The 16,504-nt window shown below is 62.1% G+C and carries 7 protein-coding genes; 5 read left to right on the plus strand and 2 right to left on the minus strand.

Annotated elements, in window-relative coordinates:
• Positions 1–98 precede the first annotated feature (98 nt).
• The 4 genes from AC3IUF_RS15730 to AC3IUF_RS15745 all read left to right on the plus strand — a co-directional run bounded on the left by AC3IUF_RS15730 (position 99) and on the right by AC3IUF_RS15745 (position 3,552).
• Complete coding sequence (locus AC3IUF_RS15730; protein WP_414917186.1) at positions 99–416, plus strand: hypothetical protein; 318 nt, start codon at positions 99–101, stop codon at positions 414–416.
• On the plus strand, positions 416–1,075 hold the full coding sequence (locus AC3IUF_RS15735) for a DUF3313 domain-containing protein (protein WP_095112114.1): 660 nt from the start codon (positions 416–418) through the stop codon (positions 1,073–1,075). Before AC3IUF_RS15730 ends, AC3IUF_RS15735 begins: the two co-directional genes overlap by 1 nt.
• Positions 1,076–1,328: 253 nt before the next feature.
• Positions 1,329–2,831, plus strand: coding sequence for a glycine betaine/L-proline transporter ProP (gene proP / locus AC3IUF_RS15740; protein WP_038361543.1), 1,503 nt, complete (start codon positions 1,329–1,331; stop codon positions 2,829–2,831).
• Positions 2,832–2,958: 127 nt separating this feature from the next.
• Positions 2,959–3,552, plus strand: coding sequence for a DUF502 domain-containing protein (locus tag AC3IUF_RS15745; RefSeq protein WP_007913304.1), 594 nt, complete (start codon positions 2,959–2,961; stop codon positions 3,550–3,552).
• On the opposite strand, the gene AC3IUF_RS15750 is transcribed toward AC3IUF_RS15745, so the two are convergent.
• A complete protein-coding gene (locus AC3IUF_RS15750; RefSeq protein ID WP_489278540.1) occupies positions 3,553–4,119 on the minus strand; it encodes a hypothetical protein in 567 nt (188 codons plus the stop codon).
• A 1-nt stretch (position 4,120) separates the two neighbouring features.
• Complete coding sequence (locus tag AC3IUF_RS15755; protein WP_489278542.1) at positions 4,121–4,909, minus strand: DUF2092 domain-containing protein; 789 nt, start codon at positions 4,907–4,909, stop codon at positions 4,121–4,123.
• A gap of 250 nt (positions 4,910–5,159) precedes the next feature.
• Here AC3IUF_RS15755 and AC3IUF_RS15760 point away from each other — a divergent pair, with 250 nt between their 5' ends.
• Positions 5,160–16,472, plus strand: coding sequence for a cadherin-like domain-containing protein (locus AC3IUF_RS15760; protein ID WP_489278544.1), 11,313 nt, complete (start codon positions 5,160–5,162; stop codon positions 16,470–16,472).
• Positions 16,473–16,504 lie beyond the last annotated feature (32 nt).

The following is a 16,504-nucleotide window of genomic DNA, read 5'->3' on the forward strand; positions in this document are numbered from 1 at the left end:
TTCAATCGAGCAACATTTCTACCCGCCTGACATCAAGCGGACATTCTCTGGCAAAACCTCGCGGGCATTCTGCGGCCATTCCAATCCAGGGGGTTCGCATGAAGCTATTGAACGACAACCATTGCGCCGGGGGGCACAACAGCAATCGTCCCTTGATCCTCAGCCAGCGCACCGCCGCGCTCGGCCCTGATACGCCGATTGTGTTCCAGGAGTCATGCCTGAGCGTGTCCAGCGATCAGAGCCGGATCGTCCTGCGCCGCTACTTCGAGCAATTCAGCCCGACCAATGCGCACTGGGTCGAATACGTCCACAGCATTGCCGCCGCCGACCTGATCCAATGGATCATGAGCCACGGCCAGTTGCACATCGAATGCTCGGATAGCATCGCCACGCAACCTCGCAAGGAAACCCGTTAATGACCCGCACGCATTCGCTGTCGCTGGCCCTCGCCACCACCCTGAGCCTGTCGGCCTGCAGCAGTAACAAGGTCGAACACAGCGGTTTTCTGCATGACTACAGCGTGTTGAGCGAGCGCCAGTCACCGTCCGGTCAGCCTGTATTGGCGTGGGTCAGCCCGGCCCTCGCCCGGGGTCGATACACGCAGGTTTATCTGGCGCCGAGCCAGTTTTACCCGAGCGCCGAGCCGACTCTGCGGATTCCGCTGAGCACATTGTCTGGGGTCACCGACTACTACGACGCCGCGCTCAGGCTGGAGTTGGGCAAGGTCATGCATCTGGTCAATCAACCGGGGCCGAATACGCTGGTGGTGCGCCCCGCCATCACCCAAGTGGCGACCAGCACTCAGGGTTTGCGCTTTTATGAGTGGCTGCCCGTCACCCTCGTCGCTGCGGGCGTAAGCACGGCGACCGGTATCCGTGATCAGGACAGTCAGGTCGCTACCGAGGTGTCTTTCGAGGACGGTTCGACCGGCGAAGTGATTGCCGAAGTTATACGCAAAGGCACTGGTGTGCCGCTGGAGAACGACAAACAGGTGCTGACTGCCGACGACGTCAAAGTGGTGCTGGATGGCTGGGCCAGCGACCTCGGTAAATCCTACGCAACCCTGCGCCGGTAACCACATTCCCCTGTAGGAGCTGCCGAAGGCTGCGATCTTGTTGGAACGCGGAGCGTCCCCGGCTGCATTCCCACGCAGAGCGTGGGAACGATCAAAAGATCGCAGCCTTCGGCAGCTCCTACACAGGTGCGTCAGGAAAAAAAGCGCCGAGCAGTGAATTATTTCGTGTCCTCATGTATCTGAGCCAAAGAGTACGCGCCAGCAAAAAGATGGCATCTACGCGGCACGATGGATCAGCAAAGAGAAGACCCGGATGAAATCACGCAAGAAAACCGTCAAGCCGATCGGCCTGAACGACATCACCATTGTCGACGACGCCAAGATGCGCAAGGCGATCACCGCCGCCGCACTGGGCAATGCCATGGAATGGTTCGACTTTGGTGTCTATGGCTTCGTCGCCTATGTGCTCGGCAAAGTGTTCTTCCCCGGCGCCGACCCCGGCACGCAAATGATCGCCGCGCTGGCGACCTTCTCGGTGCCCTTCCTGATCCGGCCGCTGGGTGGCTTGTTCTTTGGCGCTCTGGGCGACAAGTACGGACGACAGAAAGTCCTCGCCGCGACCATCGTGATCATGTCGCTGAGCACCTTTGCCATCGGCCTGATTCCGTCCTATGCCTCGATTGGCATCTGGGCACCGATCCTGCTGTTGCTGGCGAAAATGGCTCAGGGTTTCTCGGTCGGTGGCGAATACACAGGCGCTTCGATCTTCGTCGCCGAATATGCGCCGGACCGTAAACGCGGGTTCCTCGGCAGTTGGCTGGACTTCGGCTCGATCGCCGGTTTCGTCCTTGGTGCCGGGGTGGTGGTGTTGATCTCGACGACGCTCGGCGAAGCCAAGTTCGAGGAATGGGGCTGGCGCCTGCCGTTCTTCCTCGCGTTGCCGCTGGGCATGATCGGTCTTTATCTGCGTCACGCCCTGGAAGAAACCCCGGCATTCCAGCAGCATGTCGAAAAGCTTGAGCAAGGCGATCGCGAAGGCCTCGCCGGCGGCCCGAAAGTCTCGTTCAAAGAGGTCGCGACCAAACACTGGCGCAGCCTGATGACCTGCATCGGCGTGGTGGCGGTGACCAACGTTACTTACTACATGCTGCTCACCTACATGCCGAGTTACCTGTCGCACAACCTGCACTACAGCGAAAACCGGGGCGTGTTGATCATCATCGCGATCATGGTCGGCATGCTCTTCGTGCAGCCGGCAATTGGCTTTATCAGCGACAAGATTGGCCGCAAACCCTTCATCGTTGTCGGCAGCATCGGCCTGTTCATTCTGGCGATCCCGGCGTTCATGTTGATCAACAGCGGCAAGATCGGGCTGATCTTCGCCGGCCTGCTGATGCTGGCCGTGCTGCTGAACTTCTTTATCGGCGTCATGGCCTCGACCCTACCGGCGATGTTCCCCACGCACATTCGCTACAGCGCGCTGGCAGCGGCTTTCAACGTTTCAGTGCTGATTGCCGGTCTGACGCCGACCGTGGTCGCGTGGCTGGTCGAGAGCACCAACGATCTGTACATGCCGGCGTATTACCTGATGGTCATCGCCGTGGTCGGTCTGGCCACCGGCGTGACGATGAAGGAAACCGCCAACAAGCCGTTGCGTGGCGCTGCGCCGGCCGCCTCCGACCTTGAAGAAGCGAAGGAACTGCTGCAAGAACACCACGACAACATCGAGCAGAAAATCGAAGACATCGACGCCGAGATCGCCGCACTCGAAGCCAAGCGCAAGGAACTGGTGCAGCAGCACCCGCGGATTAACTGATTCCGCGCAACCACCGCAAACCCGGCACTGGCCGGGTTTGTGCCATCTGCAGCACGGGCGCCGCGGCGCTCATTCCTTTTTTATCAGCTAGCCTTGAATCCGGTCGCACGTCATTCAAGGAGCCGTCATGTTCAAGTTCATCAAGACCACCGTGATCGGCGGGCTGTTGTTCATCCTGCCGCTGGTGCTGATCGTCGTGCTGATCGAAAAAGCCATCCACCTGCTGCGCGGGCCGGTCGAGAAGTTGTTGCCGATGTTCAAAGGCTATGACGTCGCGGGCGTGACATTGGTGAGTGTGGCGACGTTGTTGGGTCTGATTGTGCTGTGTTTTCTCGCCGGGCTGCTCGCACGCACCTCAGCGGCAGCGCGGGCCATGGAAGCCACTGAAAACAAGCTGCTGAGCAACTTGCCGGGGTACCAGTTGTTCAAGGACACCACGGCACGCTTCGCCGGGCTGGAAAATGAAGACGGTTCCAAGGTTGGAATAATTGCCGAAGGCGAAGGTTTTCGGTTGTGCCTGATCGTTGAGAGCGTGGATGACTGGCTGACGATTTTCATGCCCGACGGAGGACCGGCCGGCGGCACCGCCGGTGAAGTGCGGCTGGTCCCGGCCGCACACGTCATTATCACTGACCTGTCGTGGCTGACCCTGGCCACCGGGTTGCGCCGTGGCGGCCGAGGCATGCTCGCGCAGATGCAACCCTGGGTGCCGAAAGCCTGATCAAGGCGCGTTGACCACCACATACGTCACATCACTGCCCTGATACTGAGGCTGGTACCAGGTCGAGCCGCACTGCATGTAGGCGACGTTGTAGCGAATCACCTGCACACAACTGCTGGGCATTTGCGCCGGGGTAAAGATCGCTCCCACCACCGCTGCCGTGACCGCCACGGTAGCTGTCACTGCCGCCGCCGTCGCTACCGGATGGTAGTGATCGTCGTAGCCATAACGGCCATGGCCGTCGACATCAATATCGACATCGCGACTGTTGTCGATGTTGACGTTGCGGTTGCCGTTGTTGACGTACCTGCGATTGCCGACGTTGTTGCCGGCGTTGACCCGATTGCCCGAATTGACCCGATTGCCGGCATTCAGATGATTGGCGCGTTGCGGCGCATTGATCCGCTGCGCCCGTTGCGCGTTCGGCGCCGGCGCGCGGTTGACGTTGGCGCGGGCATGGCCCTGAGCGCGTTGCCCCCGGGCATCGGCTTCGGTGACATATCCTGCGGTCAACAGCGTGGCGGCGGCCAGCGATAACAACAGACTCCACGTCATCGACTTGTTCATGTCACTGCCCTCCCTGATCGCTGGCTTTTTTAAACGCAATCGCCACATCGCCTTTGCCCGGTTTGAAGGTGAATTGCGTGTCCGGAATGGTCGGCTTGAGGTTCCACTGATATACCGCGCTGTACTCGGGGAAGCTCTTATCGTCGGTGGTGGTGATCACCAGTTTGCACGGCAAGGGTTTGTCGGAGCGGGTCAGCCACAACTGCCAGTCAATACCTTCCTGGCGAAACGCCAAATGGTCGCAGAGCTGGCCCTTGATGACCGACGGCCCTACGTACAGTGCGGCTTTCAAGGCATCGATCTGCGCCTGATCACTGCCGAACAGAAACAGGTCCTCCATCGGCACCTGCACACCGTAGTAGCTCTCGACCTTGTGCAGGGTTTCCGCGACGGTGGCCGGCGCATCAACGGTGGTGTAGTACTTCAGGTACGGCGAATACTGGGTGAGCTTCTTGCCGTTATAGAAGAACTCGCGAGTGCGCACATCGCCTTCGCTTTTCGCATACAAACGATCGTGGCCGACTACTTTCAGGGTGTTGGCGGATTCGGTCTTGATCTTCTGCCCGGACTCCAGAACCGTGTCGCGCGAGACTTGGGCATCGACCTGAAATTTCGGCAGGCTGCGCAGGTAATTGCCCATGTCGATCAACTTGTCGACCACTTGCGGATTGATCAACGGCGCATCGTCCGTGGCCTCGGCAGCGGGCGCAGCCGACGGGTCTTTAGCGCGGGCTCCCGGCGCGAGCACCAGCGTGAACATCAGGCAGACAATACTGGCTGGGGCTTTCATCGGTTGCGCTCCTGTCCCTGCGTGGGCGTTGCGCCGCATGGGCGACTGACTGACCAGCCTAGACCTCACCCTTGCTGTGCGCCAATACGCACAGACACACCGCGCATTGATGGCAATAGGCTGTTATCGCGCCCCGTTGCAAGTCCCTGAAGTTCGCTGGAAAAGCGTAAGAAACGTCCTACGCTGAATTTGTCCGTCGCCCGGCGTCGGTACTCATTGGATGGATTCAGCAGGCAGTACGAGGCCGATCATGCAAGGTTCACGCAATGGATTGTCCGGCGCCCATTGGCGCCCGCAACGTCAGTCACTGGCGTTGGAACCGAGAATTCTGTTCGACGGCGCCGCCGCTTCGGCGGCCGCCGATCAACATCACAGCGATCCCGCCGCGCCACCGGCCGCCGTGGACGCCCAGGTTCCTCACAGCACGCCCACCGAGGGCCGCGCCAGCGAGCCAGCACCCTCTGCTGCACGCAGTTTGCTGGTGATCGACAGCCGCATTGAAAACCGCGATCAACTGGTCGCGCAGTTGCCGGGTAATGTCACCGCGATTGTGGTGAATGTCGGCGAAGACGGTCTGGCGGCGATCTCTGCGGCGTTGGCGCAACTGGGCAAGGTCGATTCGATCCAGATCATGTCCCACGGCGCCTCCGGGCAGTTCACCCTGGGCAACCGCACGGTCAGTTCGGACAACATCGACTCGCTGGGCAAGACCCTCGGACAATGGCGCAACAACCTGACCCAAGGCGCGGACATTCAGCTCTACGGTTGCGATGTCGGCGCCGGTGCGGCCGGGCAAACCCTGGTCAGCGAACTGGCACGCTGGACCGGCGCCGATGTCGGCGCCTCCAGCAATGACACCGGCAGCAGCAAGGCCGGCGGCGACTGGACCCTGGAAACCCGCGTCGGTGACCTCGACAAGAGCATCGCCATCAGCAGCCTCGCGATGGCGCATTTCGACGGATTGCTGGCCGATGCCGCGCCGACCGCGACGGTGTCCACCGGCGGCAGCGATGTACTGCTTGGCGACCGTTTCACGTTTACCGTGAACTTCAGCAACACCTCGACCCAGGTGGGTTACGCGCCATTCATCAACCTGGCGATGCCGGTCACCGGCAAGGATGGCGACGACGGCGTCAATTTCATTTCGGCCACCTACCTTGGGCAAAACCTCATCAGTCACGTGGTGACCTTCGATGCCAATGGCAACGCCACGCATCCACTGGCCAAAGACGCCAACGGCAACTTCCTGATCATCAACGCCGCCACCTACGGCATGCGCGCCGGCGACAAACTGGTGGTGATTGAGTTGCCTTTCGCCAGCGTCACCAACCAGCAACCGGTGATTGGCGTGCAGATCACCGCCAGCCTGAGCAATCTGGCCGACACGGCGTTTTCCAATGGCAGCCCCGACCTGACCATCCGCGCCAGTGGCGGCTTCGAATTCGGCAATGACGCGCTGGACAACCCGACCAACGATCCGAGCCTGATCCAGGCCGGCACTGCGGCTTTCGTCGTGCACCCGACGGTGATTACCGTCAGCGAAACGATCAATACCCCGGAAGGCGAAACCGCCACCGGCCCCAACTACGTGCGCACGCTGACCCTGTCGGCGACGCCCGCGCCGGGCCAGACGTTGAGCAACGTCGTCGTCACCCAACCCCTGCCCGACAACATCCAGGTCAACTCGATCACCCCCGGCGCTGGCGGTCGGCTGACCTCGATCACCCTGCACGACGGCACCGTGGTAACCAATGCTGCGCAAATCGCTGTGCTGATTGCGGCCAACGACGTCTACATCAATTCGTTCACCGTGGAGTACGCCAGCCTCACCGGCAAGACCGACACCGTGGTCGCGTTCTACGTGCCGGAAGTCGACGCCAACGGTCAACCGGTGATCAACCCGGTCACCGGCGACGCGGTGACCGTGACCCTGGGCCCGCCGACGGCTTCGGGGCAATGGGTGCCACTCGATCCTCGCGACGTCACCGCACCGAACACCACCATCGATTTCAGCGGCACCGGCCAGAGCACACAGTTCATCGCCAAATCGATCACGCTGCTGAAAACCGCAACGATGCAGAACGACATCGGCCACAGCGGCATCAGCCCCGGCGACACCCTGCAATACACCCTGAACCTGGCGATTTCCGACTACTTTGCCTTCGGCAAGGACTTCTTCAACGAAGGCCAACTGGTCATCCGCGACCAACTCAGCGATGGCCAGACCCTCAGCGGCACGCCGACCCTGACGGTGACGATCAACGGTGTCGCGCAGACCATCACCCTGGTCACCAGCGTGGTGAACAATGCCGACGGCAGCACCTCGATGGTGTTCGATATCGCCCAGTCGCTGCGCAATGCGTTCAACAACATTCGCGGCTGGCTCAATGGCGACCTGGCCTTCGACGACACGTTGCAGGGCGCCGTGGTCGCGGTGTTGAGCTATTCGGCCATCGTCGGCCAGACCTACAAGCCGCCTTCAGGCAACCCGCACCCGGACATCAACGAAGGTGACGAACTGGGCAACACCGCCACGGTAGACGGCACGCTGTTGGTCGATCGCTTCAACCTGACGGGCGAGAGCGAAACCGATGGTTCCACCACCACCAGCGTGATCCCTACCAGCAACGTCGATATCAATCTGGTCGAGGTCAATAACGGCGCACCGCCGGGCAACGGTGAACTGCGCCCCGGCGATGAAGTGACCTTCGAGCTGAGCTACGACTTGATCACCGGCGACTACGAGCAGTTCAAACTCACCGCGTACCTGCCGCTGCCGCTGTTCAATGTCAGCGGGATCACCTGGGGCTCGGGCAGTGATGTCGGCCAGTGGCAACTGGGCGCGGGCAATACCAATGCCGGCGGTGTGGTCAGCGTCACCAGCGCCGACGGCAACTCGGTGGTGTTCGATTTCGGCAGTTTTGCCACCAACACCACCACCGGCAGCCGCATCGTCATTCGCTTCACGGTCCGGGTCGGCGATCAGCCATTTGCCGACCAGCGCTCGCTCGACGTCCTCGCACAATCGAGCCAGCAGACCACCCTCACCGACCGCACGCTGATTTCCTCCGACGTTGTCGCGATCGTGTCGGTCGCCGAGCCGGTGCTCAATATCAAGCACGGCGTGGTGTCCGGTTCCAACGGCACGGTGACCGGCACCAGCGGCAGCTGGAATCCGCCGGGCAGCACCGGCAAGCCGTTCAATGGCAACGTCACCGACCTGTCGGCGGTCGACGGCAACATCAGCAATATCGACGGCGCCGACCGTTTGCGCCTGGTCACGGCGATTGAAAACAGCGGTGGTGGCGGCGCATTTGACGTCAGCACCAGCATCACCCTGCCCTCTGGCTTGAGCTTTGTCGGCGGCAGCCTGGCGGCGGCCAACCTGCAGATTTATCGCGGCGACGGCACGCTGCTGGTGTTGGGCACCGACTACAGCGTCAGCGGCAACCAGATCACCTTTCTTGATGCGGGTGGCCAGGCCAGTCTGTTGGCCGGGCGCAGCGGCACGGCGGCCGATACCAGCGGCGCCAACGTCGTGGTAATCAGCTATGACGTCGTGGTCAGCGCAACCATTGAGGCCAGTCGCAGCCTGCAATCCACCGCGACCCTGAGCAATTACGCCAGCGTCAACGGCGGTACCGATTTCACCCCGACCGACCTCACCGATCTGGCCAGCCAGCAGATTGCCGCGCCGGTCATCAGCAAAGTCTTTGCCGACGGCACACTGGACAATGGCGACTCCAGCGCCAGCCACACCAATGGCAGCGATCTGGTGGTCGGCGAAAGCATGCGCTACGACATTGTCATCACCCTGCCCGAAGGCACCACACAAAACCTGCGCATCGAAGACCTGATTCCGCCGGGCATGCGCCTGGACACCAGTTTCAACGGTGGCCTTGGCTACCAGATCATCACCACCCGCGCCGGCAGTGGCGCGCTCGGCGCCGATTTCGCCGGCAGCGTGCTGGTCGGTGGTTTCGCCGGGATCGGCGGTACATTGGGCAGCGACGGGGTCGATGGACGCTGGACTTTCAGCGTTTCCAGCGTTTCGGCGGACAACCAGACCGGCAACAACACCTTCGTGATTCGTCTGCAACTGGTGGCCAATAACGTCATTGCCAATCAGGCCAACGTCTCGCTGCAGAACAATGCACAGTTGGTTTACAACGACCCGGATGGCGACACGCCGAACGGTGCGGTCACGCTGGATCGCAACGTTGCCCTGAGCGGTGGCCAACCCACCGTGACCCTGCGCGAACCGACCTTGCAGATCAATCAGGTGATCACCTCGACCTCGGGCCTGGGCGGTTATGACCAGGGCGACACGGTGACTTTCAATATCACCATCACTAACGGCAATGGCAGCACCGATTTCAGTGCGTTCGACATCAGTTTCCTCGACACCCTGCCGACCCAGCTCAGCAACGTCACGCTGGTCGGCGTGCTGTATCAGAACGGCGCCACCAACAACGGCGGGGTTGCCTTCGAAATCGTCGGCGGCCAGTTGCGCACCGCCAGCGGCGCCAATATCGACATCGCCAAGGGCGGCAGCATCGTTTTGCAACTGCGCGGCATCGTCAACGCCAGCGCCGCAGCGTTATCTAACATCGCCAACGTCGCCAGCGTGCAATGGACCAGCCTCGACGGCGGCAATGCCGGCGAACGTACCGGCGTTGATGGCGTGCTCAATGGCGGCACGCTCAACGATTACCGTAACCTGTCGACTTTGTTGATTCCTGTGGCTCAGGCCATCGAAATATCCCGTGTCGGTGGCCTGCCGGACACGGCGGCGCCGAACCCGACCTCCGCAACCGTCGAACAAGTCACCGTCGGCGAAGTGATTCGCTACCGCGTGGTGGTGCTGGTGCCCGAAGGCAACAACCCCAACTATCAGGTGCAAATCACCCTGGCCAACGGCTTGCAGTTCATCTCCCCGGATGCGCTGGTCAATGCCCTGCGCATTGCGTTCATTTCCAACGGCGGGCTGACCAGCGACGCCAACCTGATCGTCGGCGGCACGCTGAATATCGACGGCAACGAAAACAGCCCCGAGGCCCTGCCGATCACCGCCGACCTGTCAGGTCTGGCGCCGCAAGGCATCTTCGACCCCAGCCGGCTGACCGTCGTCACCAACCCCGATGGCAGCCAGGTTGTGACGTTCAACCTCGGCAACGTGGTCAACGGCAATGGCAACGACGACGATCTGGAAGGCATCTCGATCGAGTTCAACGTGCGTGTGACCAACATCGCCGCCAACATTGCCGGCGCGCAACTGGCGGTAACCGCACAGGAAATCGTCAACGGTGCCGGGCGTGCGGTCAGTGACACGGTGTTTGAACGGGTGGTCGAGCCGAGCTTCAGCGGCCTCGACAAGCAGATTGTCGCGTTCAACCCAAACCCTGCCGGCAGCACCGGCAACGCGACGGTGCAACTGAGCTTTACCCAGAACGGCGGCCTGCCGGCGTTCGATGCGCGCGTCAGCGACGGCTTTGCCGGCGGCAGCAATTACACCCTGCTCAGCGTCAGTATCAATGGCGTGAGTTACGGCCCGGGCAACCTGCCGGCGGGAATCAGCTTCAGCACCAGCGGCGGTTTGAGCGTCAACTTCGATCAACTGAATGTCGGCGCGCAGATTCAGGTGCGCTACTCGGTCGACTTGCCGAACTCGACGATTATCGCCAGCAGCAACGCGACACTGACCTGGAGCAGCCTGCCCGAAGACTTCACCAGTTGGGGCGGCAACAGCGTCGGGGTCGATGGTACCGCCACCGGCGAGCGCGACGGCAGCGCCGTCGGCCCGAACCAGTACATTTTGCGCGACACCGCCGGGCTTGGCGTGATCACCGGCACCTTGTGGAACGACACCGCCAGCCCGACCGCCAGCGCCACACCGGACGGCGCCGGTCTGGCCGGGCAAATAGTGACCCTGACCTGGGCCGGCGCCGACGGCCGCCTCGACACTACTGCCGACAACCTGCAATTCACCACCACGACCGATGCCAACGGCCAGTACCGCTTCGGCGTGTTGCCGCTGGGCGTGTTCCGTATCGATGTGCCCGCAGGGTTGGTCAGTTACCCGCAACCGGTGGGCGATCTGCGCGTGCGCGTCGACAGCGATGCCGGCACTCTCGGCCAGATCACAATCACGTTGGGCGATGCCGACACGCAAAGCGCCAACGCCGGTTACGTCGAACAGAACGACGCGCCGGTCAACACCCTCCCCGGCACGCAAAACGGCCTGGAAGACGTGGTGCTGAATATCGGCGGCATCAGCGTTGCCGATGTCGATGCCAGCCGTGATCCGAACGTCAACGACCGCGCCATCAGCGTCATTCTCACGGTCACTCACGGGACACTGTTCCTCGGCGCGACAGTGCCGGGCGTCACGATCAGCGGGGCCAATACTGCGAGCATGACCCTGACCGGCAACCTCGCCGATATCAATACCGCGCTGGCCAGCCTGCGTTATCTGGGCAATGCCAACTTCAACGGCACCGACACCCTGACCGTGCTCAGCAACGATCGTGGCAACTACGGCGATGCCGATGGCGACGGTATTCCCGGCACGGCCGCCGATGCGCTGACCGACACCGACACCCTGCAAATCGTCCTCGCCGCCGTCAATGACAACCCGGTCGGTGTCAACGACAGCGCCACGGCACTGGAGGCAGGCGGCAGCAACAACGCTTCCGCTGGTATCGACCCACGCGGCAATGTGCTGAGCAATGACACCGACGTCGACATCGCCACCAACGCCGACCAACTGCACGTGGTTTCGGTCGGCCCCGGCGCCGGCATTCAGACGCCGGTGCTCGGTGTCACCGTGATCAATGGCCTGTACGGTCAGTTGGTGATTGGCAGCAACGGTTCGTACCAATATGTCGTCGATAACAACAATGCGGCCGTGCAGGCCTTGCGCGTGTCGGGCCAGACCTTGCAGGACAACTTCAATTATGTGCTCGCGGACCTTGCCGGTGAGACTTCGACGGCCACGCTGACTGTCACCTTGCAGGGCGCCAACGATACGCCGCAGGGCATCGACGATGACGGCGTGGCCGTCGAGGCCGGCGGTGTCAACAACGGCACACCGGGCAGCGATGCCACCGGCAATGTGTTGACCAATGATCAGGACGTCGACAGCGCCGCCAATGGCGAAACCCGCACCGTGACCGGCATCCGCCCGGTGGCCGAGGCCGGTTCTGGCAACTTCACGGCTGTCAGCGGCGCTACGGCGATTGCCGGGCTCTACGGTACGTTGACCATCAATCCCGACGGCACTTACAGCTATGTGGTCAACAACAGCAACGCCACGGTTCAGCGGCTCAGCGCAGGTCAACAATTGGTCGAGTTCTTCAGCTATCGGCTGACCGATACCGGTGGGCTCGACGATGTCGCGCAACTGCGCATCGTCATTCAGGGCGCCAACGACAACCCGGTTGCCAGCGATGATGCGGCGTCGGCACAAGCCGCGTCGAGCAATGGCGCAGCCTCGGAAAGCAATCCGAGCGGCAACGTGATTCAGTTCCCCAGCCGCCCCGGACCGATCACCCAACCCGGCGGCAACGGCGTCGATCAGGACGTCGATGCCAATGACCAGCCGAGTAGCCAGTTGCTGGTCAATGGCGTGATCAACAAAAGCGAAGCCAGTTACAACCCGGCCGTCGACGTGCTGAGCGGTGTGGCCACCGGCACCACCTCAGCCAACGGCACCTTGGTGACAGGCCTTTACGGCACCTTGCGCATTGGCGCCGATGGCTCGTTCTTCTATGACGTCGACAGTACCAATGCAGCGGTCCAGGCCTTGGCGCCAGGGCAGACATTGACCGAGTTCTTCACCTACCGCGTGACCGACACCTCCGGCCTGACCGACACCGCGCAACTGGTGATTACCGTCCACGGCGTCAACGATCCACCCGTGGCGCAAAACGTCATCGCCGTTGCCACCGAAGCCGGCGGGATCAACAACCTGACGCCGGGCGTCAACCCTTCGGGCGACGTCACGGCCAACGATACCGACCCCGATGGCGACCCGTTGACGGTCACGCTGATCAAGTCCGGCGCGAGCGGCGACCCGGGCACACCGATTGCGGTGAATCTCGGCGGCACGGTGATTGCCGGGCTGTACGGCACGCTGACGATTTTCCCCGACGGCAGCTACGTCTATGAAGTCGACAACAGCAACCCTGACGTTCAAGCCTTGCGCCGCAGCGCCGATCTGCTTTCCGAGCGCTTCACCTACACCGTCAGCGATGGCGTCGGTGCTACACCGCAAACCGACACCGCGGAAATCATCGTGCTGATCCGCGGGCAGAACGACAACCCGCTGGCCAGCGATGATTCCGGCGTGGCTATCGAGGCCGGAGGCCTGAACAACAGCCAGCCCGGTCAGGACCCGACAGGTAACGTGCTGGACAACGACACTGACGTCGACGGCGGCGAAATCCCCGGCGATCTGCCCAATTACGACTATGGCGAGACCCGCGCGGTGTCCTCGGTGCGCACTGGCAGCGAAGCCGGAACCGGTAACGCTGGCGTTCTCGGCACCGAATTGCGTGGCACTTATGGCTGGTTGACGCTGAATGCCGACGGCAGCTACAGCTATCGCCTCGACAACAGCATGGCCGCCGTGCAGGCCTTGCGCGCCGGCAATACGTTGCTCGATGCGTTCAGCTACGAGGTGATCGACGCCGCCGGCGCCGGTGATCGTGCGACGTTGAACATCACGATTCAGGGACGCAACGACACCCCGGTCGCGCAGAACGACAGCAACACCGCGGTTGAGGCCGGCGGCTTGAACAACGCCACGCCAGGCACCAATCCGAGCGGCAACGTGCTGAGCAATGACAGCGATGTCGACGGCAACGGCGAAGTGCTCAGTGTCATCGGGATCAATCAAGGCTCGTCGGTGGGCCTGATCGGCAGCGGGTTCAATGGCACCTACGGCGTTCTCACCCTGAATGCCGATGGCAGCTACAGCTATGTGGTCGATAACCTCAATCCGCTGGTCCAGGCGCTGCGCAACAATGCCGACACCCTCACCGAAACCTTTACCTATCAGATCCGCGACCTGGCCGGCGCCACCAGCAGCGCGACGCTGACCATAACCGTGCGCGGGGCCAACGACAACCCGATCGCCAGCAACGACAGTGCCGTGGCAGTCGAGGCCGGCGGAACGTTCAACGGCACACCCGGGGTCAACCCAAGCGGCAATGTGCTGAACAACGACAACGATGTCGATGCCAACGACGCCAAACTGGTCACCGGCATCCGCACGGGCAGCGAAGCGGCCGGCGGTGCCTTCACCACCGTTGCCGGCGCACAGACCTTCAACGGTTTGTACGGCACGCTGACCGTCAACACCAACGGCACTTACAGTTACGTGGTCAACAACAACCTCGCCGCCGTGCAGGCGCTGAAAGTCGGCGATTCGCTGGTGGAAACCTTCACCTATCGCCTGCGCGACATCGCCGGGGCCACCGACACTGCGCAACTGAGCATTCGCATCGACGGCGCCTGGGATGCGCCGGTCGCGGCCAACGATACCGTGCTGGCCGTGGCCGATAACGGCAAGGGCAATGGCGTCAACCCAAGCGGCAACGTGCTGCCCAATGACACCGACGTCGACCAGGGTGACAGCAAGACCGTCACCGGCATTCGTTTCGGCACGGAAGACGCCGGCGGCAGTCTGGCCGGGGTCACGGCTGGCACCGACAACAGCAACGGCACGCTGATCAACGGACTCTACGGGCAGTTGATCATAGGCGCCGATGGCAGCTTCACCTACAACCTCGATTCGAACAATGCGGCGGTGCTGGCTTTGGGGCCGCTGCAATTTCTCAATGAGCGCTTTACCTATCAGGTCAGCGACCGTGGCGGGCAGAACGATCTGGCGGAAATCCACATCATCATTCGCGGGCGCAACATTGCACCGGTGGCCAACACCGACACAGCGACGGCGATCGAGGCCGGTGGCAGCAACAACGATCAACCCGGTCTCAACCCCGGCGGCAATGTGCTGGACAACGACACCGATGCCGAAAGCGATCCGCTGTCGGTGATCGGCATTCACACCGGCACCGTCAACGCTATCGGCGCGGTCGGCAGCGTCGGCACCTCGTTGCGCGGTTTGTATGGCGACTTGCTGATCAATGCCGACGGCAGCTACACCTACACCGTCGACAACAACCTTGCTGCCGTACAGGCCTTGCGTCAGAGCGGCCAGACCCTGAATGAAGTGTTCACCTACACCATCGTCGATCGCTGGGGCGACACCAGTACCGCCGAATTGCGCATCACCGTCGATGGCCGTAACGACACACCAGTCGCCACCGATGACAGCGCCACGGCGATCGAAGCCGGAGGCGTCAACAACGGCACGCCGGGCAGCAACGCCACCGGCAACGTGCTGGACAACGATACGGATGTCGACAGCGTCGCCAATGGCGAAGGCAAACAGGTGCAAAGCGTCAGCAATCAGGCCGGCCAGTCAACCGGTGCCGGACAGGTGTTGATCGGTCTCTACGGGCAACTGACGCTGAATGCCGATGGCAGTTACACCTACGTCATCGACAACAACAATCCCGTGGTGCAGGCCTTGCGCACTGCGGGCGAAACCCTCAGCGAAACCTTCACCTATCGCATGCTCGACGCGGCGGGCGCGACCTCGGACGCACGGCTGACGGTGGTCATTCAGGGCGCCAACGACGCACCGGTCGCGCAGAATGACAGCGGGTTTGCCAGCGATCAGTCCCCTGCCCCGCAAACCACCGGCAACGTGCTGCCCAACGATGGCGACATCGACGGCAATGACAGTCTGGTAGTGGTCGGCGTACGCACCGGTGCTGAAGCCGGTTCCGGCACGGAGGGCGTGATTGGCCAGCCGATCATTGGCTTGTACGGAACACTGGTACTGAACGCCGACGGCAGTTACACCTACACCATCGATCAGAACAACCCTTCCGTACTCGCCGCCGCCGGCCTCGGGCAGATTCTGCGCGACGTGTTCACCTACACGATCAACGACCGTGCCGGCGCCAGCGATCAGGCCGAACTGGTGATCACCCTCGACATCGCCACGCCGTTCATACCGGCACCCGGCGGCAATAACTTCGAGCGTGATCCGAACACTTTGAACCGCAACTTGCTGATTCCTGATCCACAGCCGGCAATCTTCGTCACCCCGGTGGTCGAGCGCGCCGCTGAAATCTCCGAACTCTCGGCCTGGGGCGTCGATGGCAGCAACCTGCGACTGGCGGCGGTCGGCGAGTTCACCAGCGAATCAGTGGGCAATGGTCTGGGCCTGGTGCCGGGGCAATTCGTCGCGCAAGCGGTGCGTACCAGTCGCCTCGAAAGCGAACTCGACCTGCTGTGGATTCAGGGGCGTCAGGGCCGTACCGGTTTGAGCGCCGATGGCTTGTTGAGCGACCCGTCGCTGTTCACCTTGAACCCGGCCGACCTGACACACAGCCCGGCACACGCAGAAAAGCCTCATGAAAAACCACGGGCCAAGGGCTTCAGCGCGCAATTGCGCGATGCAGCGCAACGGCGCACGCCACGGTAAAGCGGTCGACCTGAAGAAAAATTCGAAGAATG

This window comes from Pseudomonas sp. KH_040 (genome assembly GCF_057839305.1).

Excerpts from the sequence above, each read along its gene's own strand:
- AC3IUF_RS15730 (WP_414917186.1), top strand. The coding sequence starts at position 99 with ATGAAGCTATTGAACGACAACCATTGCGCCGGGGGGCACAACAGCAAT.
- AC3IUF_RS15735 (WP_095112114.1), top strand. The coding sequence starts at position 416 with ATGACCCGCACGCATTCGCTGTCGCTGGCCCTCGCCACCACCCTGAGC.
- proP (WP_038361543.1), top strand. The coding sequence starts at position 1,329 with ATGAAATCACGCAAGAAAACCGTCAAGCCGATCGGCCTGAACGACATC.
- AC3IUF_RS15745 (WP_007913304.1), top strand. The coding sequence starts at position 2,959 with ATGTTCAAGTTCATCAAGACCACCGTGATCGGCGGGCTGTTGTTCATC.
- AC3IUF_RS15750 (WP_489278540.1), bottom strand. The coding sequence starts at position 4,119 with ATGAACAAGTCGATGACGTGGAGTCTGTTGTTATCGCTGGCCGCCGCC.
- AC3IUF_RS15755 (WP_489278542.1), bottom strand. The coding sequence starts at position 4,909 with ATGAAAGCCCCAGCCAGTATTGTCTGCCTGATGTTCACGCTGGTGCTC.
- AC3IUF_RS15760 (WP_489278544.1), top strand. The coding sequence starts at position 5,160 with ATGCAAGGTTCACGCAATGGATTGTCCGGCGCCCATTGGCGCCCGCAA.